The following is a 23680-nucleotide window of genomic DNA, read 5'->3' on the forward strand; positions in this document are numbered from 1 at the left end:
GTGCCACTCGATCGGCGTTATCCACGATGAGATGTCCGAACTGCTGCAGTGGGTCGAGGACATAAATAGTGCCCGCCCCGGAAGCATCACCAGCTCCAGACGCGGCATTCAGTGTGCCCAAATACGCTGTGCGATCTGCGGTGTAAATACTGATACGACCGCCGGCACCTGCTGCATAGTCATCACTGCTACTACTCGTATTACGCTGACCACCGCCTACGGCTGAAATCAACCCGGTGTTTTGTCCACTGATTGTTTCCGCTTCAATATGCACGGAACCACCGGCACCCCCCCGATAGTAGCCCCGCTCACCAGCCGCAAGAATCTGGCCATTTAGCTCAAGACTCGCAGCAAAAATTTCGACGACACCGCCACCACGGCTTGGATAGGAGGCATCATATCGATAGCCTGCAGCGCCCGCGAAACGTGCGCGCTCGTAGCGTCCATAGACGTTATCCCGATGGCGACGACTACCGCCATGGCTGCCGCCCCAGGACGTATTCTGGCTGAATTCCGGACCGTAATAGTCGTTCGCCGGATAGCCTTTGCCGGTAACATCTATTTTTGCCAGTTCGCCGACAGAAATATCACCGCCAACCGATAGCGTCAGTGGGTAAACCTGCTTTATTGAGGCATTGGTATACGGCACAGTCAGGACGGACTGATCCTGTAAAACAATATTTCCGGGCAAATCAATAACGGAGCTTTCCAGTACAGCTTCGCCAGACAGGTGCAGGTTTTGCGCGGTTACTGCCAGGGAGATAACACTGGCACTTCCAGCTATCGCCAGATCGCCGGCAACTTCCAATCCACCGTCAAAGTAAACAGTCCCCGAAGTCACCGTGAGCTGGTTAATACTGACTTTGTCACTGAAGCGCAAAGTGCTAGTGCCCAGATTATCTAGAAGTAGATTGGTAAGCTGTGGGGTGTGACGCAGTGTCACTGCTGCACCGCCTTCGCCTGCAAGCTGAATCAATTCCTGGCTGATCTCGCCCGCAAGCAGTGAACTGTTCGCGGCAAACTGCGAATTTACCAAATCCAATACAACCAATCGGTCTTCACCAATATCCAGTGAACTACCGCCCAGCAGCTGCACGCTGGCAAAGGTTTGCACACCGATCAGCTCTTTCCCAAGCGCGGAGTAAAGATCATCGCTGGTGTGAATCTCCAGCATACCTTCGCGGTTGCTGACAATCTGGTAGTGGCTACTGCCGGTCTCACTGGCATCCAGGTCGACCCAGAGCCCGTCTACACCATAGTCATAGGCATTGTCGGAATCTTTCCAGGGGGTACCGCTGACTTCGATCTTCCAGACACCATTGGTGGGCTGGTACACATCGACGATCTGATGACGGCCCACTGAACGCAGTGGTGTACTGCCGGACTGAGCCACTCGATCGGCGTTATCCACGATGAGATGTCCGAACTGCTGCAGTGGGTCGAGGACATAAATAGTGCCCGCCCCGGAAGCATCACCAGCTCCAGACGCGGCATTCAGTGTGCCCAAATACGCTGTGCGATCTGCGGTGTAAATACTGATACGACCGCCGGCACCTGCTGCATAGTCATCACTGCTACTACTCGTATTACGCTGACCACCGCCTACGGCTGAAATCAACCCGGTGTTTTGTCCACTGATTGTTTCCGCTTCAATATGCACGGAACCACCGGCACCCCCCCGATAGTAGCCCCGCTCACCAGCCGCAAGAATCTGGCCATTTAGCTCAAGACTCGCAGCAAAAATTTCGACGACACCGCCACCACGGCTTGGATAGGAGGCATCATATCGATAGCCTGCAGCGCCCGCGAAACGTGCGCGCTCGTAGCGTCCATAGACGTTATCCCGATGGCGACGACTACCGCCATGGCTGCCGCCCCAGGACGTATTCTGGCTGAATTCCGGACCGTAATAGTCGTTCGCCGGATAGCCTTTGCCGGTAACATCTATTTTTGCCAGTTCGCCGACAGAAATATCACCGCCAACCGATAGCGTCAGTGGGTAAACCTGCTTTATTGAGGCATTGGTATACGGCACAGTCAGGACGGACTGATCCTGTAAAACAATATTTCCGGGCAAATCAATAACGGAGCTTTCCAGTACAGCTTCGCCAGACAGGTGCAGGTTTTGCGCGGTTACTGCCAGGGAGATAACACTGGCACTTCCAGCTATCGCCAGATCGCCGGCAACTTCCAATCCACCGTCAAAGTAAACAGTCCCCGAAGTCACCGTGAGCTGGTTAATACTGACTTTGTCACTGAAGCGCAAAGTGCTAGTGCCCAGATTATCTAGAAGTAGATTGGTAAGCTGTGGGGTGTGACGCAGTGTCACTGCTGCACCGCCTTCGCCTGCAAGCTGAATCAATTCCTGGCTGATCTCGCCCGCAAGCAGTGAACTGTTCGCGGCAAACTGCGAATTTACCAAATCCAATACAACCAATCGGTCTTCACCAATATCCAGTGAACTACCGCCCAGCAGCTGCACGCTGGCAAAGGTTTGCACACCGATCAGCTCTTTCCCAAGCGCGGAGTAAAGATCATCGCTGGTGTGAATCTCCAGCATACCTTCGCGGTTGCTGACAATCTGGTAGTGGCTACTGCCGGTCTCACTGGCATCCAGGTCGACCCAGAGCCCGTCTACACCATAGTCATAGGCATTGTCGGAATCTTTCCAGGGGGTACCGCTGACTTCGATCTTCCAGACACCATTGGTGGGCTGGTACACATCGACGATCTGATGACGGCCCACTGAACGCAGTGGTGTACTGCCGGACTGAGCCACTCGATCGGCGTTATCCACGATGAGATGTCCGAACTGCTGCAGTGGGTCGAGGACATAAATGGTGCCCGCCCCTGAAGTATCACCAGCTCCGGAGGCTGCACTCAGTGCGCCCAAATACGCTGTGCGATCTGCGGTATACAGACTGATACGACCGCCGGCACCCGCCGCATAGTCATCACTGCTATTACTGGTATAACGCTGACTTCCACCATCAACAGATATCTGAGACGTACTCAGGCCACTAACACTATCGACTTCTATATGTACGGAACCGCCGGCACCACCCCGATAATAGCCCCGCTCACCAGCCGCAAGAATCTGGCCATTTAGCTCAAGACTCGCAGCAAAAATTTCGATGACACCACCGCCACGGCTGGGATAGGAAGCGTCATACCAGTAGCCCGCAGATCCTGCGAAGCGCGCGCGCTCGTGCCGTCCATAAACGCTATCCCGATGACGGCGACTGCCGCCATGATTACCGCTTCTGGTCGCGCTCTGATTGAATTCCGGGCCATAATAGTCATTTGCCGGGTAGCCCTTGCCGGTGACATCAATCTTCGACAGCTCTCCAACAACAACGGAGCCACCGACGTAGAGTGAAGCCGCATACACTGTCTTCGATGAAGCGCTTGCATGGGGTACGGTTATTTCTGACTCCCCCTCCAGCTGCAGATTGCCGACAATATTGAATCCGGAATCAAGCGCGAGCGAAAGCCAGGCGTTGTTTAATTGCACATCCCCAAGAACAGTCACTGAAGGCGCTTTAATCAAAGATGCTGCTGTCGGTTTTTCGGCGTAATCGAGAGACAGATCTTGTAACACCAACTCAGAGGCAGAAGACAGACGACCGCCATCCCGAATCGCCAGTTGAACGACAGGCTCACTAATCAAAGAGCCAACAACCTGTCCGTTATCACTAATCGTCGAAAGCGCAATGTCCTGAACAGTCAACCGGTCAGCACCCGTATCAAGGGAAGCTCCGCCGGTTACTGTCAAACTGGAAAATACATATTCACCAACCAGCTCATTACCCAATACCGAGATCAGGTCGTCCTCGGTATGAATTTCCAGAGTGTTCTCACGGTTCTCAACAATCCGATAAAGAGGGCCATCGGATTCACTGGCATCCAGGTCTACCCACAGACCGTCAACGCCGTAATCAAAAGCGTTGTCAGAATCTCTCCAGGGGGTACCTTCGACCTCGATCTTCCATATACCGGCTAGTGGCTGGTAAACATCGACAATACGGTGGCGCCCAACGGTGCGCAGTGGAGTACTACCGGTCTGCGCTACATGGCCCGCATTATCAACGATCAGGTGGCCAAACTGCTGCTGCGGATCCTTGATATAGATAGTGCCCGCACCGGAGACATCACCTCCAGCCGATGCAGCACTCAAACTCCCCAGGTAATTACTACGATCCGTTGTATACATGCTGATACGACCGCCAGCACCCGCGGAGTAGGTATCAGAGCTGCTACTGGTATAGCGCTGGTCACCGCCATTGGCTGCAATCTCACCGCTATTCAGCCCGCTGAGACTTTGCACTTCGACATGCACGGAACCACCGGCACCACCCCGGTAGTAGCCTCTTTCACCGTTGGCCAGAATTTTACCGTTCAAGTTAAGGCTGGCAGCAGTAAGTTCGATTACACCGCCGCCTCGCCCCACATCACCACTCGAGTTATAGCCCGCGGCACCCCCAAAACGAGCGCGCTCAAACCGACCATAAGTATTATCCCGGTGACGACGACTTCCGCCGTGTCCAGATGCATGGTCAGCACTTTGTTTGAATTCGGGGCCATAGTAATCATTGGCCGGATATCCCTTGGCCGAAACATCAAGCGCTGCACCTTCGGCAACGGTGATATTTCCCGTAACATTCATTGCCAGCTGATAAATCCGCTTATTCGCGGCACTGGCATAAGGAACCGTCAGGATTGCGTCATTAATGGAAACATTACCACCCACTTGCAGCGCTTCGTCCAATGCAAGAATGACGGTGAGAGTGTTTTCTGGATCCACACCGGAAATATTGACATCACCGGCCACGGTCAACGACGGAGCATCAATGGTTGCCTGGCCGGCTCCCGTCAGGCTCATTTCAAAAAGCTCAATCGCCTGTTCAGTAACAATTCCTCCGCCCTGCGTAAGAGCCAGTTCGATCACATTCTGTGGAAGCGTGTCTGCGGAAATCGTCGCACTACTGATATCCGAGTCCGCAACTTGCACAACCTGGAGACGGTCCTCCCCTATATCCAGCCAGGCACCATTGCGGACACGCAAGCGGTCAAAGATATGAACACCTACCAGCTCGCTACCGACATACTCCACCAGATCATCTGATGTGCCCACAACGAGGGTATTGGTACCATTTTCCAGAATACGATAGCGCGGCGCTGCCTCTCGCTCAGCATCCAGAACGACCCAACGCCCATCTATCCCCCACAGGTAATCCGTGCTAGACGCTTTCCAGGGGTCGCCTGCGACAGTAACTTCCCAACTATTCTCAGACAGTTGAATGACAGACTCGATACGGTGGCGCCCGACGCCCGCCAAAGGCGTACTCCGGGAAGCCGCGGTTACTGAAAAGTTGTCTACGATCAGCTCGCCGTAGTTATCCCCAGGTTTTTGAATAAACACCGTACCGGCGCCCGCGGCAGATCCCGTGTCCGCACGCAGTGCCCCGGAAAAACCACTGTCATCACCGACATAAAGGCTGATACGACCACCAGCGCCATGGTCACGACGACCATTTGCACCACGAACCTCGATAGAACCTGTACCGGACAGCTGTTCGGCTTCGATATGCACCGAACCACCAGCGCCACCGCCGTCATAGTCTCCCAGAAGGCCATTTGCCCGAATAGCGGCGCTGCCAGTCAGCTCGATAGATTGGGCTTTAATCTTGACTACGCCGCCACCTGCCGAGGTGTTGGTGGCATTCTGATAGTCGCCGGAAGCGCCCGGGAGAACAGCCTGTTGATAGCGACCATACGCACAGGTAGCACTTGCGCTCTTGGTACGAAGACCGCCATGACAGGACCAGTTCTGACTATTTGCGTCTGGGCCACCGGTATACTGATCGAGATACCCCTTGCCATTGAGATCAATACTGCCACCATCGGCGATTTTTACCGCGCCCGCCACATCCAGCGCCAGCGGATAGAACACATCACCACCCGCATTGGGAACAGTTAACTTCGCTCCGGACTGGACGATGACATCACCGGTAACGGTTACGCCATTGGCACTGCGTACGATTAACGTAGTGTTGGCATCTACGATCAGATCCCCACCGACAACCAGTTCATCCACAAAAATACTGGAACTTCCTGCACCAGTTATCAACAGGTCGCCAGCGGACTCCAGCTTATAGGAAGAGACGAATACCGCATCGTCCATCGCGATACTTGCGGCGAGAAGGTCATCATCGAAGTAATCGAGGGTTACATCCGTCCATTCTTCGGCAATGGCATCCAGCGGGTTTACTTGATAACCAATTTCTCCCGTACTACCGAGATTACCCGCTAGATCCAGCGCTTCAACACGGAAGCTCAACTGGTCGATCACATCAGGGACCTTATAAACAAAGGTATAAGGAGGGGTGACGTCGGTATGAACCAGTTCGTTATTGGCAAAGAAATTGACAACAGCCACACGCACATCGTCCTCCACCTCAGCACTCACCCGGTAGGGTCGGCTCTGGAAAAGCTCCTTACCAAACTCGGGCTGCTCCCAGGAAATCGTAGGTGCAATACCAGAGATATCCTGAAGCTCCCGGTACTGGTTAATGTAAAGTCGGTTGCGCGCGGTACAATAGGCATAGCTAAGGTCCGCATCGACTCCGGAACAGTCGTAATCTCCGTACTGGCTCATATCAATTAACGCTTGATAGAGCGGATTGTTCGGGTCCTTGATATTGACGATCGGTAATGCGCTCGGAAATATAATCTCAGAGTAGAAAGCGTGATCGCCTCGCACTACCACATCATTGGGAAGAAAGTCCCGTGGTGTTTCGTTAACGACCGGTACAGTGGGATTGGAAAAATCAATACTCGGGTAGTATGAGCTTGATCCACCCGCAATAAATGCATGCTCTCCTTTGATAGCCACCTGAGTGGCACCAGAAACCGTCACACGTCCCAATTCCGTCGGATTGGTAGCCACGGTAACGCCCACCGCGATGACCACATCCCCCGATATGACGACGGCTAGTTCACCCTCAACGGCCACAGATTTTAGGACAGAACCAAGCTGAAGACTGCCCAGCTCTGCAGCAGACTGCGGAGACGAAATATCGAGAATAACCAGGCCACGGGTTTCCGTAGCGAGATAGGCTTTGTTGTTTTCCAGAGCAATATCATTCACCTGCCCCGCTGCGGTATAAGTCGCCACTACAAAGGGCGCAGCGGGGTCATTGATATTGACCATTGCCAGACCAGATTCTGTCGCCAGGTAGGCGATACCACCCGCAACCTTGACGTCCTTAGCCGCCGCAACCGAAAGGTTGCTTGCTACAAATGGCGCTTTCGGGTCAGAAAGATCAACAATACTGAGGCCTTTTTGCGTCGCTACGTAAGCGGTAGAGCCTTCAACAGCAACATTGTTCGCCTGGTTTGTCAGTTCAATATAGCCGAGTGGCTGTGGGGTAAAGGTAACAACGGTAACCTGGACATCTTCGGAGAAATCTCCATTGGTCACGGTAACCGTAGCAATGCCTTCCTGACCGGCAAACACGCGGCCAGGCTCTATGCCGAAGTTGGCGATGTTCAGATCATTTGAGGTGTAGTTAGTACCTCGGGAAAAATCGGTGATGTCCACCTGACTACCATCGACAAGCGTGGCAGTTACGCTCAGCTGAAGAGCGGATTCGGAATCAATCGTGTTGTAGAAAAGTACCGCGCTACCTGGGGTGACTTCAATTTGTGTGATCAGCGCGCTGTAATTGGCATCTTGGCTATCGGTTGGGTCTGAGCCGACGGTCAGCTCAACGCCATCGTTGAGGCCATCTCCGTCGGTATCAAAAAGCAATGGATCGGTAATGAAACCATCTTCACCGTCCACAGTTTCTTCCAGATCGTCGATACCATCATCGTCGCTATCAGAAAGTCGGGGATCGGTGCCGATATTGAATTCTTCTAGATTAGAAAGGCCATCTTCATCCAGATCCTCAAATGCATCGACCGGATCAGAAGGATTTAGTCCATTTTCTGCTTCCCATTGGTCTGGCATGCCATCGTTATCTGCATCACCACCAATAGTTACCCTGACCAAAACAAAAGCTGATACACCGTCCTTCCTGGCGATAACGGTAGAGGCTCCACTACCGTTAACGGTTATAAGTCCATTAGGAGTAACAGAAACGACTTTCGGATTACTTGACTGATAGTTAATACCAGACTCCGAATAGGTAACATCAACTTTTTTTTCCACGCCGGCGTAAGACGCCAGCACTTTTAGCTGATAGGTTTCTCCCTGTTCACTAAAAAATAGTTCTGGCGTATACCCACTAAAATCCAGCGATCCATCTTCATTTACTACATACGAAAAAGCACTAGCATTAGAAAACTCAATTGACTCTGGAATTGGATCTATTGATTGAAATACGAACTGCCCAACATCCACTCGCCCATTGGTTTCAACGCTAAAGTAGTCTGACTGAGCACTAAAGGTCGTACCGTCCACGTTACAAGTCGCTCGAGCGCGAACTTGCCCCATATTTGACGGGACATTTGGCATCGCCCAAGTTCCATCAGCGGACACACTGACAGTGCGATTGAGTATGCTGACCACACAATTTTCGCCCAGCTCGATCTGACTTTGCGCCCAAGTTAGTTCTGCCCCAAAAAACCCCATAAACATAAAGAGGCAGCGCTTAAAATACGGCACCATGTGCAATACCCATCCCTGAATCACGTGTTAATTATCTAACCAACTTGGCCGGACGTACTTGGCCATTAAAAAATACGACATCGCCTTTGAGCAGATCCGCACCGACAAGTAAAACAAGCTCTTCAAATAAATCTGGATCACTTTCGCGTTTAACCACAAACCAGGAATAACGCTCATCAAGAACCAGTTTATTTTCCAGATCATCAAGAGACACATTATCAGGAAAAATTAGTCCAAATTTTTCAGGGCTTCCCGCCCCAACACGAACCTCACTAAAAATTTCCCGATAACGCTCCCAGTCTATCCTTGTTATACCCTGAGGATTCCAAGAAAAACCGCTATCATTTTCATCCAACTTTGACTTAAGGAAATTCCAGCTGACGACCTTTCCGTCAAGCAAAATCTTAGGAACAAATGAAACCGATTCCTCTTCAAACTTCTCTATATTTGATTCCCACCTGGCATCATCGAAAGATCCCTCGCATCGAGGAATTTGTCCATTTATCGCAGATTCGATTACTACCAATAATTCGGAGCTAGAACATTCGTAAATCTTGCGAACATACTCTCTACTTCCCTCACCAAGAATTGGAGCCCAAACCAACTCCAAATCGTAATTACTGTCAAGCCGTTCATAATCTCTAAGAACCCGCTTGCAATATGGACAATACGGATCCAAATAAATTTTTAGCTCCGACGACAAGGCTGAGACTGAAAAAAGCGATAAAAAAATAAAATATAGTAATTTCAAGAGCTCTCCCCAGAAGCAACCTATGAACTCTTTATTTCTTTAACCGGAACCCCAAATTCCTGCGATATATTTCCGGCCAAAGATCTGGCCATCCAATATCCACTATCATCAAAAAAACGTTGCAGAGAAATAATTCTTCCTTTGCCATCCTTGAGGCTAACTTTCGTCACGGAACTCGCAAGCCGCCTATCTCCATACTCATTAATCGCTGCTATCTTGCTATACGTTCCTCGCTCAACAATGATAAATTTTATATCCCGCATATCGTATAGCGTAGAAGTTCCTACACCCAAAACCCCCTTCCTAACTACAAGACTTGTAGAACCGAAACTTAGATAATTGACAGTGGAGAGAGAAAAAAAAATACAAAGCAATGCTACCAAAATAAAAAATGACCATGAGAAGTAGCTACCATAGACTTTATAAATTTTCACCCCAGCCGGCGCAACAAAACATAAATAAAATAAGAAAACTAAAACCAACTTCGCCTTAGAAGAATCATTTTTATATAGCAGCTTATGAGGCATCTATTTACCTTTTATAAATTTTCTATACGAAGGGATAAGCACATTTTCTGTCAATAAGAGATAGGTTATATCTCTATTCAGATTCAAATATATATTGCCGGTGCGACGATCAAACACTAAAACCTGAAGCAACTTTCCTTGCTCACCAGATGAGCTTTCATCTGCAACTTCCGGGGACTGACTCGCATCGCCTACTTTCTGACCAACATCATAAACAACCAATGGTGGCTCAAAATTTTCGTCCATCCCCAAATACACATACGCAATATCGTCATACGCCAAGAAACCAAAGACCTCAACATCATCCAGGTACTTAAACTTATTAAAAAAGGCGGACGGAGAAAATGGATAAAAAGCCTCACTATTTTTATCTAATAGAGAGTTGATCCTTACGTAAAAATCCTGAAAACCACTCAACTTTTGATTTACATCAAAAGGCAAATCAATCTTTTCCAACCCGAAGTTTACGTCAGACAAATTTACTGAAATCGACTTTACCGTATCTAAATATAACGCCCGCTCTTTGGCGGAAAGAGGTTTTGCATCCACATATATTTCGATTGGAAGCTGATCTGATCCGGGCTTGTAAATATCTCCAGATGGCAAAAAATGCGCAACGAAGTCACTATCTTTAGATAGTCTACTTCTTGTTAAATTTAACCTTGCTCCGGATAGTTTTCTCGCCTGCATTAACATACCAAATAAGCGCACATCCTCACCCCCTCTCATGAGGAACGTACTTGGGTGACATCCGTCTTTCAGACAAATTGAAGCCTCAAAAAAGCTAACAGACCTCCCTCCACCAATCAACTGCACATCAAATATAGTGTAAATACCCCATTTGAATGCTTCAGAAAAGCTTACTCTCTCTAAATCTTTGAATCCTACTCGCTGTTTAGAAAACAAAGAAATTTCATTTTTAGCCAATTCTCGACTTCCATCCTTGCTAGATAGCAAATTGGCTGCTGCCGCAAATTTGCCATTCTTAAGCAGCGAATAGTATTCTAAAAGGATTTTATGATCGTCATTTGGAGAATTTTTAGATCCACCCATCAAATACGAGTCTTTATACTGTTTTACCGCAGGAAAAAAGATAGATATCTTGCCATCAACTAAACCTGGGTTATAGCTGTAGACTTCATTTACAAACCCTGCCCCAACACAAAACGGTGAAAAAAGAATAAAAGCTAACGGGAGCAATCGAAACCATATTTTCATTCCCATTACCCCTTACAATTTATAGAAGCTTTTTCAATTAAAACTAAGGATTCGGAATAGCTCCAATTGTAGCTATAGAAATATACATTCACGGCAACACTCATACTCCAGTTCGCTTTTACGGGGCCCACAGATCCGTTGCAATTTGCACCTCCACATGAATCAACATTTGCTCCAACAGACGCGCTACCGGTTACCGTACCTCTTATACTTCCCTTCGCACCTAAATCAAGCGCCCAGCAGTCATCAGATTCGTTGGGTTTTCCCCAAGCGTTGCAAGAACTACCGTTGGTCGAAGAGTAGGTAAATATTCCCGCAACTAAATCACCACCAACTCCCCCCGTAAGAGTTCCAGTAAGGCCGAGTCCTGCACCATAACATCCATCCTGATCTTCACACTGGCTAGACTTTTGCTCTACAGTTGCACTTCCCTCACCTTTACCTTCTACGATAATTCCAATTCTCGCCCTGATACTTAGTCGAGTTTTCTTACCAATATAAACGTCAGGTATTTTTCCTATACCGGGACCAAATGGTCCTCCACCCCAGGCCACCAAAGCAGTCCCATTTCCAGACTCTTTTGTATAAAGCCCTGTTTCGGGGTCACATTTACCACAACATTCGAATCCCTGCTCTCTCTTACCTGAAAATTCAAAGTTGGCTTGTGCTTTTAGGCCTGAAATGGCTCCTACACCCCGATTAACCATATCTGCTAATCTATTCCACTCGGGGTTTCCCTTTATCTCAATTACCTCTTTTTCGTCATCAATGTCACAATGGTTGCCGCATTTGCCATCTTTACACGTATAACAACCTGTGTCTGAACCTGGATTTGATCCTGCGCAACTTAGTCCATTTCTGTTTTCATTCGCGACAACCGAACCGTTCTTGCAAGTTTTACATTCCACATCGTCAACTTTATCTGGATGATCGATAGTTCCATCATCCTCAACCTCTCCATTTACACAGGCCTTGCAGTTGCCTGGATCCTCAGCGGCCGGATCTATCACGCAATTCTCTCCCGAAGGGTCGCACTCATCCGCGCCATCCTTTCTCTTCTTGCACTCGGGGCATCCACCGCCTCCAGCACCGCCACCTCCGCCACAACAGCCACTACCACTAGGCTGCGCACCACAATGCCAACCAGCACGAACAACACCAACGCCAGGATTCGAACGAATTGCCGTCCCGTCCTCACTAACTGTCCCAAGACCAATCGCAACAAATTCCTCAAGGTCGTGATCAAACGAGAACATCTCCACCTGAGCGCCGGGCGTGTGACCGTCGACATTGGGTAAGGTCAAACGCGCGGGCGGATCAAACAGGGCGTTTGTTGGTTGAATGGTGACAATAAACTGCGGTTGCATACCATTGGGTGGTGTCATTGGCACTTTCGAGCTATTTACCACCGTGACCGATACATAGCCCTCGCGTGAGCCATCCGGGAAGGTGACCGAGTTCGCGGGGACTTCGAGCTTGAATCCAGGTACTTCTGGCAGAGTCAGCTCCACATCTTCCTTGCCCGCCCATACCGCATTTTCGGTATTCAGCTTGACCATATAGATTGGGGAAGAAAGTGGATTGTCGACACCGGATACGGTAACGAGGTTGTAAGCCAGTGCCGGGTATTCGCCTTCGACAGTGGTCGTAGAGCCATCCGCGATCAGGTGAACTGGTCCAGCAGGCACTTCAGTGATTTTGAATTGCCCTTCTGCGTCGGAGACCGCCTGGCGAGTGGTGCCGTCTACTCGGATAGTCACACCCGGTAGCGGCGTGTCCTGGTTGTCCATGACTACACCACTAATGGAGGTATTACCGGCGTCGCCCGGTTTGAACGCAGAAGCGGTGAATCCAGCGGTGATGGTTTGTACTGTGCCGTCGACAACAGGAGCATCCAGCAGTGTCGCCTTGATACGCTGCTGATCCAGTCCGGTAACGCCCCCCATAACCAGATGCGCACTCGCCCGGCCATCGCCGTCGGTCTGGGTTTCAAAAACCGTGCTGTCATTCTGGAAGTGGCCGCCGCCGGAGGAAACTTCGAATCGTATCCGCGCTCCGGGCACAACATTAGCCCCCTCGTCGGTCACGACAACGACAAACGGGGCGGGCAGTGGCTGGTGGGTGCCGCCACGCTGGTTATTGCCACTATTAACGCTGAGCTTGTTGCCGATATTTCCTTCCGCGGAAGCGGAGAAGATCACCTCATCCTGGTAACCGACGACCTTTGCGCGGACTTTCTGGTTACCGACACCAGCCCGCTGGCCGAGCCTGAAGCGGGTAGTCGCTATCCCATCAGCATCGGTTTTCGCCAGCACACCGCGGCCTTCAAGGTCAGTGCCGATGCCAACTGCCCCGGAGCCCTGAGTAACCCGGAAAACCACATTCTTATCAACAACGGGGTTTCCAGCTCCGTCCAATACTTTCACCGCTAACGGATTTGAGATCTCTGTGTTTATTTTTGCCTTCTGATTGTTACCAGAAACCAATTCGAGCCTTTGTCCTGTCAATGGCTCGTACACCAACGTGAAGGTCTGGCTGGCACTATTGCCCACCTGATCAACCGCTTCTACGGTGATGCTGTTTTCTCCAACCTCCAGGGGCACATCTACCGCCTGGTAGCTCCGGTTGACAATGTCGGCGGCGATGCCGTTCACGGTTACCGTGGCTTCATCTTCCTCGATGGTGCCCCGGACAATATCGTTGACCAATCCGGTGATCGAGACCGCCTCGGTGTGAACCACCTGACCATCTTCGTGGGAATCGACCGTGATATAAGGCGGTGTCAGGTCCAATGCGATGCTAATTGACGCGGTTGAAACCGTATCTGAAGCATCAACCATACGGGCGACAACGGTGTTATGCCCTTCATGCAGCGAAACCTGGGCAGTGAATACTCCTCCTTCGAAGGGTACCGCCAGACCATTCACCGTAAACGCCACCGCATCGGGATCCACAACGCCCTGAACAGTGATGGGCGTGTGCCCCACCGTACTCAGCGTCGCCGGGCTGTTGATCATGACTACCGGCAGTTTGTGTCGGTTGGGGTCATCCGGGAATGCGTCACTATCGTTTTCTACACCGTCACCATCGCGATCGGAATCGGCATTGTCCCCAATTCCGTCATCATCCTGGTCGGCGCTTTCTGCCGGGTTTTCTGGGAAAACATCAAAATCGTTTTCTACACCGTCGCCGTCTCTATCGGTGTCGCTGTTGTCACCAATCCCGTCGCCATCCAGATCACTTGACTCTTCCGGATCCTCCGGGAAGGCGTCGTCTACGTCGACAACACCATCATTGTCGGTATCCCGCTGACTGTCATCACAGCCCGTTGCGTCAACAGGTGTTCCTGGTACAGTTGATGGACACTGGTCTTGGGAATCAAGAATGCCATCACCATCGGAATCGATATCAAGCTGGCTGGGAGAGCAGCCTTCACTGTTGGCCGCTTCGCCAGTAGGAGTTGCAGGACATTGGTCGTTGCCATTCGCAACGCCATCGCCGTCGTCATCTCGCTGAACCTCCGAACAGCCTTCAGCATCGACAGCTTCGCCCGCTTGAGTCGCAGGGCACAGGTCTTCGCCATCAGCAATACCATCTCCATCGCTATCTGTAGAGATAGAGATTGATGTATCGCCAATGTTGCCCGCCATATCACTCAAGGATGCTAGAAGATTGATTTGACCAACAGGTAAATCAGCAGGCAGAGAACAGGCCGCCTCGTTTTCAAAAAGGTCACAGCTGGCGGCTACCTTCACACCATCGACGGAAATCACCAGCGTTTCTGGATCCAGCGCCAGATTATCAGCGATAGAAAGCTTCAGCTCAGGGCGCGCCCCTGTTAACACAGCATTATTTTGCGGCGATATAAACGCAAGAACTGGCGCTGTCTGGTCAATATTTAATACATGACGATTTTCTGTGGAATTACCAGCGATATCGACAGCAGAAGCAGAAACACTCAGCTGCGCGCCTTCCTCGGTGACATCAATCGACTCCGGGCACTCCGCCACACCGCTCAGAGAGTCAGAGCACCTATAATTCAATGTGACCGGCTGGCTATGCCATCCGTTTGAGTTGGGTTCGAGAGAAGGCTCAACACTGATCTGCGGTGGCACCTTGTCAATACGTACAATTGCACTTGCCGTGCTCGTATTTCCGGCCAGGTCTCCTGCGATACCAGAGACTTCGTGATTGCCACCATCTTGCCTAATAGTGTAAGGCTCACTACAGGAAGCAACACCACTCATGGCATCACTACACTCAAAATGCGCCGTAACATTGGTGTTATTCCAGCCTGCCGCATTTGCGGATGGCTGTAACACTAGGCTAAGCTCCGGTGCAGTAAGGTCGATACTTGCACTGACTTCAACTTCCGCGGTATTTCCAGCCTTATCCCGTACCAAGCCTACAACCAATTGATCACGTCCTTCGACTTGCAGGCGCCGCTCCTGTGGGCACTCCAGAACGCCACTGAGTGCATCACTACAATTGAATCTATACTCCACCTCGGTACTATGCCAGCCGGCCGCATTGGGCTCCGGCGCAGCAGTTACGAGTAATTGCGGAGCAGTTTTATCTAAGTTTATAGTCCCACTAGCACTAGCACTGTTACCGGCGTGGTCTTCAGCAGTACCAGAAATCTGTTGGTTAGCACCCTCTTCACTGACCAGAATTGGCTCAGGGCAAACTGAAATGCCAGTTCCCCCATCTGCGCACACAAAGTTCACAGTTGCATCTGTATTGTGCCAACCCTCTCCGTTCGCCGGCGGGTTTATCTCCAATGAGATCGTTGGTGGCGTTCGATCCACGCCCACTACCTCGACACGTAAAGCACTGCCAAGCGGGCTATAAATCTTGACTTCAAGTGTGTTTAATTCAGCTAGCGAAACAGGGAATTCAAAGTAACCAGTTCTGTCTTTATTTCGCCATTGCCCCCAAAAACCGGACCAACCGCGGATAAAATCTCTGGTATCGACGATTCTCTTGCCATTGAGTTTTACATACCCCGCAGTCACTCGCCGATAGTTCGAAGGGCCATTTTGTATACGTAAGGTATATGAAGATGACGTATCTGCTACGGCAAAGGTACGGCTTGCGCCAAAACCGCCCCACTTTTCGAGAAGCTTCCCAACGCTTATAAAGCGATCATCTCTCCAGCCCAAAGCATGTCCATTAGACTCGCCCCAGCGACGCCCGCGCGGGGGATGGCCAAAATCTTCACCGTCTTCATCATCGAAATAGAAAAGTCGATCATGAACAAAGAGTTCCGGACCAAATATTGATGACTCAGCAGAATCTGCCATTGCGAAAGGCGACAGGGCCGCCAGTATCAACCCCAGTACGGCAATAAAGCCCTTGGATTGAAGCACCAAACTGGAAATAGCTGTGCCACGATCTGCATCATTATGGATCAGCGAGAAAATAGAGGAATTAAATTGAGCGAAACGCATAGATCTATCGGCTGCTTCATTCCGGGGGCAGTGACCCCTGGTCACGCACACTTGTATACATATTGGGCACAGTCCGTCAGATATATGCCCAAAGATTAGCGATTAGAAAATTACAGCCGGCAGGAAAAGGATCATCCAGGCACACCAATCCAACTGGCAACAACAACCTAATCCGTTAAAAAGCAAAATTTCCGTACAAAAACAGCACTATATCGTCCCGTTCTCACGGAGGTTTACTTCTTGTCTTTACCTCAATGAAGCAGCGATACTATAGCAATACGTTTTTATAAACAAATTGAATAATGCCGAATGCGGCCCGCGTTCATTCGGTCTTGGAAAATGAAACGAAAGTACCAAATTAGAACACCAATGCGTGAGTATGTATTTACTTATCTGTCAGTCCCCATAGTTGCAGCGTCGGCACTGCTATTTATCGTATTTCAATTAGTAAACCAGACCGCACTAAACCGACCGCTGGTATCGCTTGCTAATGAAAGCGAAGTACATAGTAAGTCAGCATTCCCAGAATTAATTTCTGATATTGATCATCCAACCCTCCAACAACCTCGACTTCGCGAGGAATCCCGGGCGCGAGGGATAAATTACTCACACCTGCAACAGAGCCATGGAATTGCCGGTCTGGATGAAACCCTCGGTAGTGGTCTTTGCGTATTTGACTTCAATAAAGATGACTCACCTGACTTATTTGTCGTAGGTGGCAGCGGTCACACTCGATTTTATGGCCGGGATTCCTGGTGGGCGCAAAAGCAAGGGAGCAGACTCTATAAAAACGACGGTCTCGGCCATTTCGAAGACGTGTCGGCACTACTGGATTTACCAGCCGACACTTGGGGAATAGGATGCAACTCTGCAGATCTCGATCAGGATGGTTACAGCGATCTCATATTAACGAGCAGAGACTCGGTATATCTGCTGCACAATCAACAAGGAAAAAATCTAAAAAGCATAAAGTTATATCAAAACGAAATAATCTGGCCAACCAGCGTGTCTATCGCCGATGTCAACTCTGATTCCCAGCCGGATATTTATATTGCCAACTACCTAAAGTACGACAAGACCGCAAAGCACTTTGAAGGCGCCAGTGGATATACTCAGGTAACACCAGCAGCATTTCGGCCGGGTTTTTATCAAGGGCAGAGTAATTTGCTGTTCATCAATAAGGGGCAGCTGCGGTTCGAGGAGTCGGCCTCAAGGTTCAATCTGGACAAAGGCGACGGCCGCTCCCTATCGGCTCACTGGCTGGATGCAAACAAGGACAGGTTCATTGATTTGCTTATCGTCAATGACCAGGGTTCAACAACTCAGCTATACCTGAATAACGACGGCAAAACCTTTACCAAAGCGGACCCATCGCGACATATTGACCTGCCCAGTGGCACTCGCAGCGCCGCCATAGAGGATATCGATGGCGATGGGGATGCCGACCTTGTTTTTTCCACCATACCTGGTGAAAGCCCGGTAATCCTCGCCAATGAAAACCAGAAGTACACCAACTTGACCTGGACAAAGGTGCAGTCCGGACAAAAGCTGACCGGAACATCTGGTTTTGGAGTCTCAATAAAAGATATCAACAACGATGGCTATCCAGATCTTCTGTTTGCCAATGGCTTCCAGCACCCAGACAGCGATTCGTACTATGTTCCGCAAGGACAAGCGAATTCATTATTGCTCAATGATGGCAATGGCAATTTTTCGCTGTGGACCCCAGGCAAAAATCTGTTTAGCAATACGCTTTCCAGCAGGAGCCTGGCATTTGCTGATTTTGACAGGGATGGCGATAGCGATTTCGTTATAAGCAACAATAACGGCCCTATTGAGCTTTATGTAAACCACACCCCTAATCCCAATTGGATTGGTTTCACTGGCGACTCTACCAGACTACTGAATTTAAAGTACATTCGTGTTGAAACAGATAGACGATCACTGACAAGGTATCCGGATACTTCAGGGTTTCTCGGGTCGGGTAGTGTGCAATTTTCCATTTCTCTAATGAAAGGCGAAACTGTTAAGCAGGCATTGGCGCACTGGTACGGTCATTCAGAAACTCATTTGAAAGGGCCTGACACTGGCTACTACTACCGTATTGAAAAAGAAGCACTCACGCGCATGCCGCCCCCGAAACGTCAAGTTTCGACACCACCAGAACCGCTTCAGCTGACCATATGGAAAATTCTGGGAGAACAGTCCGACCCATCCGCTGTTGCTTCAAGTTACGAAAACTTCAACAAGAGCGAAAAACTCCGGCTACTGGAAGTTATCCGTAACAACAAGCCTATTAATTACCTGGCAACGGTGCAACGAGCACTGGAAAGCAGTGATATTGAAATAATTAAGAGCGCCATTGATATCCTTTTCACTACTGAAAGTGACAGTAGCCTACACTGGTTGTCTCCTCTCTTCTCTCATCAGGACCCTGGTGTGTTATGTCACTTATCCAATGGCTTTCGCCATCTTTTCATAGAAGAGGAGGCTGCGATACTAAGGAAAAATCTCTGGATACCTAGCTTAATTAGACTATTGGAAGATCCCTCTGCGGAGGTGCAAGTTTGCGTACTCGGTGCACTGGGCGAAAGTAAGAGTTTTCGCGCTGTAGCCCCAATAATTCGTCTAATTGATGCCACAACAGACGTAGAGGTATTGTATGGTGCTTATGCCGCGCTGGGGGAGCTACGTAGAACCCATTCAGCAGATACAATGAAACGGCATTTACGGGATTCCCAACAGCGAAAGAAACTGGAACTCGCTCTGCAAAAGACATTGGGAAATCTCGATCACAGTGAGGGCATTTCAACATCGGAGCAGCCAGTAGTGCCCCCCTCTCCTCCAGCAATAACTAAACTTCGCCAGGGGTGTATAAAGCTGAGCAACGAAAAGCTCAAGACTGCCCACCCCAAGCAGTTCGCCAACCTGTTTAATACATGCAGCCAATTGCAGCTAAGCTCGTGGCTGACATTGAATCGAGAGTTCAATAGTGAAAATTATTCGCTATTTATCGACAACCACTATATTTCAGAGCAGGTGTTATCCACCTTCCTGAGTTCACTATCCAGAAACCCTCCCTCCGGGTTTAGTGACCTGATGGACACAAAAATCAAAAAACGCTCACCCAAAAGAGCTACTTATATTGAGGCGCTCAAGGACTACAAGGTTTCTTCCAGCACACTGGCCATACTTGAAGAGATACTGAGAGACCCGAAAGAACCCACAAAGAACCGCAGGCTTGCCGGCGATATTTTGATCCATCACAAAAGTGCGCTCGTCTTGAGCTACAGTGAAGCATTATTCTATGAGCACTAAACAATCCCTTCTTGAAAGGGAGTCTTCCAGCTTTTATCCGCTAGCTTCCGCTTTCATCATTTGTTGCCTGTCCGGACTGGCTATTTTCGCACTCCCCAAAATCCTGGTATTCAACCAGATCAACATTCTTGCGCATATTCTGGCTGGCTGCGTTTTTTCAATTTTTATCCTCGCCTATGGGTTCCTGCATTTCAAACGCACTTTGGGAGTGAGAAAACCGCTGATCATTCTCAGCGGTGTCGCCGCCATCTTGACCATCTTTGTATATATATACACAGGACTCTCCCTGGCGATTAAGGGACATCAGGAGGCTTCCCCCTGGATAGCCTACTTGCACAAGCTTGGTAGCATCGTGCTGATTTCTCTCGTTGCACTCCATATCGTTCTTCATCGCGTGCTCAGATATAAGAACCGGCCAAACGAGAAACGCAACTATACTTATAATTTGGGAACGCTTTTCAGCACTCTGAAGTCGTCGGCTGTTTACGCGCTATCTGTTGGTTTTTTGTCCATAATTTACACCTGGGTAGAACCTCCCCTGCAGGTAAAATCCATGGATGAGGGCTATACCACGCCATATGGAGACCACCCCTTTCGCCCCAGCCAGGCTGAAACGACTACCCGAGAATTTATCCATCCCAAGCAAATTGCCGGTGCCGCAGAGTGCGCGTCTTGTCACCAGGGTATTGCCAGAGAATGGTTCAGCTCTGCCCACCGCCAAGCTGCATCCGATCCTGTCTACATGAAGAATGTCACCCTGCTTGCCGATGAGCGCGGCATAGAAGCCACAAGATACTGCGAAGGCTGCCATACCCCCATTGCGCTGCTTACCGGTGAATTGACACCGGGAGGTGAGCACGGTGGGATTCCCGGATCTATCGGTCACGCGGAGGGCATAACCTGCCTGGGCTGCCATGCCATGGCGGATACCGTACATCTGGATGGTGTTGCCAGCTATCTATATCAGCCCCCGGAGCCCTACCTGTTTGCCAACAGCGATTCAATGCTGCTCAAGGGAGTCAGCCAGTACCTCATCAGAACTTCCGCAGGCCAGCACAAATCGGATGTTGCTGCGCCGGTACTCCGGGAACCAAGGCAGTGCGCTACCTGCCACATCCAGTTTATGGACAAAGACATTAACAACTGGGGCTGGGTAAAAATGCAGGATGAATATACATCCTGGTTGAGCAGTCCATTCTCTCGGCAACATCAGCAGACCTTTGCATCCGAACACGCCATGCGATGCCAGGACTGCCATATGCCGCTGGTGAAATCCAATGATCCATCAGCCAACAGCGATGGCATGGTTCGCTCGCATCGCTTTCTGGGGGCGAATACGATGCTGCCGCTTCTTACTGGCGATACGGATCAACTGGAGCTCACCAAGGCCTTCCTGCAGAGCAATAAATTGCGAGTTACCATTGAAAAACCGAACCGTACTCAGGCAGTGCAAACGGAGGTAAGCCTGGACGAGCGGCTGAGAGAGCACAGAGAAACACCGTATTACTACTACCTGGGCGAAACGGTTAATCTCAAAGTCCTCATCAACAATATTGGCGTCGGTCACGAATTTCCCGGTGGAACTATTGACCTGAACGAAGCCTGGGTTGAACTGCTGGTACACGATGCTTCCGGAGAACTCGTGCACTCGAGCGGCGGACTGTCGGAAGATGGCCATCTAGATCCCGAAGCTCACGCGTATCGCAGTATCCCGGTTGATCGTTACGGTAAACAAGTGTGGACGCACGAACTGTTCAACATGGTCGGCGAGACATACAAGAACGTTATCGAGCCCGGTGGTTCTGACGTTGCAGAATATGCGTTTGTCGTACCGAGTTGGGCCAAAGGCCCGCTGGTGATCGATGCAACCGTAAAATATCGAAAACTAAATCAGCGCTATGCGAAGTGGGCCCTGGGAGACAAGTACCAGGAGTTGCCGATCGTTGATATGGCCAGAGATACACTGCTGCTGGAGTTGCTGCACGAAAAAGAAGTGACGAATTAAGTAGCTTCAGCGTGCATAAAAAAGCCGATGGTATATCAATACCATCGGCTTTTTCGCGACTGCAGCCTATTGAAATTACAGCAGCAGCTTGCGCACGTCCGCGAGTACCGCAGCCAGATAGGTCAGGAAGCGTCCGGCATCACCGCCATTGACTGCGCGGTGGTCGTAGGACAGCGCCAGCGGCAGCATCTGCCGTGGCACGAATTCCTTGCCGTTCCACTCCGGGCGCACCGCCAGCTTGGACACACCGAGAATACCCACTTCCGGCGCATTGACGATTGGGGTAAAGCCGGTGCCGCCGATGGCGCCGAGGCTGGAGATGGTGAAGCAGGCACCCTGCATGTCGCGGGGCTTCAACTTGCCATCGCGTGCGGCGAGCGCCATGGTGGTCGCCTCTTCCGCCAGCTCGTAGAGTCCTTTCTTGTCCACGTCGCGGATTACCGGGACCACCAGCCCTTTGGGGGTATCCACCGCCATGCCGATGTGTACGTAATCCTTGTGCACGATATGTTCGCCATCGTTGTGCAGGGATACGTTGAAGCTCGGTACTTCGCGCAGGGCCGCAGCAGCGGCTTTCAGCAAGAAGGGCACGGGGGTGAGTTTCACACCGCGTTTTTCCGCTTCTGCTTTCATGGATTTGCGGAATTCTTCCAGCTCAGTGATATCCGCATCGTCGAACTGGGTAACGTGGGGTACGTTCAACCAGTTGCGCGACATATTGGCCGCAGTGATCTTGTGGATTTTGCTCATCGGCTCGGTGCGCACCGGGCCGAACTGGCTGAAGTCGATCTCGGGCATCGGCGCGATACCGATACCGCCGCCAACACCGGCGGAACCGCTTTCCGCTTTTTTCACCTGTTCGCGGATATACGTGTTCAGGTCGTCCTTAGTGACACGGTTGCGCGGACCTGTGGGCTTGACCTTGTTCAGTGTCACACCCAGTTCGCGCGCCAGCTTGCGCACCGCGGGGCCGGCGTACACTTCCGCGGAGGGGGAGTGATCCCGCTCCAGATGGTGGTCTTTTTGGGGCGCTGCCGGCGGCTCTTGCGACTCCACAGGTGCCGGCGCAGCAGCCGGGGCCGGAGCGGGCGCAGCTGCTGCCGGCGCTTCAGCAGCGCCAGCCGCCTGGGCCTTCATCACACCGATCACGTCACCGGTGGAAACCTTGTCGCCCACTTTCACGGACAGGGACACGATGGTGCCCGCCGCCGGAGAGGGAACGTCCATGGAAGCCTTGTCGCCTTCCACCACGATCAGGGAATCGCCCTCGCCCACTTCGTCGCCGGCGCCAACGGAAAGTTCGATCACATCCACGGAGTCGGCACCGCCGAGGTCCGGAACTACGATGTCCATCTCTTTGGCTTCGCCTGCGGGCGCTGCTGCAGGCGCCGGAGCGGGTGCAGCGGCGGGAGCTGGTGCCGGTGCGGCTTCGGCGGCTGGCGCCGCTTCTTCCGCTTTCTCTTCCGAAGAGTCACCAGCCACTTCAATTTCGCCGATCACATCGCCTTCGGAGATCTTGTCACCCACCTTGACGGAGATGCTCAGGATCTTGCCGGCGAGCGGCGCAGGCACGTCCATGGAGGCCTTGTCGCCTTCAACGACAATCAGCGCATCCTCTTCCGCCACCGTGTCACCCACGGCAACGGCAATTTCAATAACATCGACCTGATCGGCACCGCCGAGATCGGGCACTTTAATGACTTGTTTTGCCATAACTCTACCTTCCTTACTCAGCGG

General features: G+C 50.8%; 8 protein-coding genes. 2 read left to right on the forward strand and 6 right to left on the reverse strand.

Translation table 11 applies throughout. From position 1 onward, the window contains the following. The 5 genes from FDY93_RS12420 to FDY93_RS12440 all read right to left on the reverse strand — a co-directional run. The coding region (locus FDY93_RS12420; RefSeq protein WP_220446187.1) for an LVIVD repeat-containing protein at nucleotides 1-8674 on the reverse strand (8674 nt) is incomplete at its 3' end. 31 nt (nucleotides 8675-8705) lie between these two features. Beyond that, nucleotides 8706-9425 carry a DsbA family protein gene (locus FDY93_RS12425; protein WP_138236086.1) on the reverse strand — a complete coding sequence of 240 codons (720 nt, stop codon included), beginning with the start codon at nucleotides 9423-9425 and terminating at the stop codon, nucleotides 8706-8708. 20 nt (nucleotides 9426-9445) lie between these two features. Beyond that, entirely contained in the window at nucleotides 9446-9952 is a 507-nt protein-coding gene (locus FDY93_RS12430) for a hypothetical protein (protein WP_138236087.1), read from the reverse strand. Beyond that, a complete protein-coding gene (locus FDY93_RS12435) occupies nucleotides 9953-11170 on the reverse strand; it encodes a hypothetical protein (RefSeq protein WP_138236088.1) in 1218 nt (405 codons plus the stop codon). 5 nt (nucleotides 11171-11175) lie between these two features. Next, entirely contained in the window at nucleotides 11176-16620 is a 5445-nt protein-coding gene (locus FDY93_RS12440; protein WP_138236089.1) for a thrombospondin type 3 repeat-containing protein, read from the reverse strand. Nucleotides 16621-16989: 369 nt separating this feature from the next. Between FDY93_RS12440 and FDY93_RS12445 the strand changes: the two genes are divergently transcribed. Together FDY93_RS12445 and FDY93_RS12450 are read left to right on the forward strand one after the other, a co-directional pair. Then, nucleotides 16990-19938, forward strand: a complete 2949-nt coding sequence (locus FDY93_RS12445; RefSeq protein ID WP_171018977.1) for an FG-GAP-like repeat-containing protein — start codon at nucleotides 16990-16992, stop codon at nucleotides 19936-19938. Beyond that, complete coding sequence (locus FDY93_RS12450; protein ID WP_138236091.1) at nucleotides 19928-21943, forward strand: multiheme c-type cytochrome; 2016 nt, start codon at nucleotides 19928-19930, stop codon at nucleotides 21941-21943. The genes FDY93_RS12445 and FDY93_RS12450 overlap by 11 nt, the downstream gene beginning before the upstream one ends. Nucleotides 21944-22018: 75 nt before the next feature. Here the strand turns inward: FDY93_RS12450 and aceF are convergent, their stop codons facing one another. After that, a complete protein-coding gene (gene aceF / locus FDY93_RS12455; protein WP_138236092.1) occupies nucleotides 22019-23656 on the reverse strand; it encodes a dihydrolipoyllysine-residue acetyltransferase in 1638 nt (545 codons plus the stop codon). Nucleotides 23657-23680: the final 24 nt, after the last annotated feature.

Origin of the sequence: Microbulbifer harenosus (assembly GCF_005771435.1) — a bacterium.
Classification (GTDB): Bacteria; Pseudomonadota; Gammaproteobacteria; order Pseudomonadales; family Cellvibrionaceae; genus Microbulbifer; species Microbulbifer harenosus.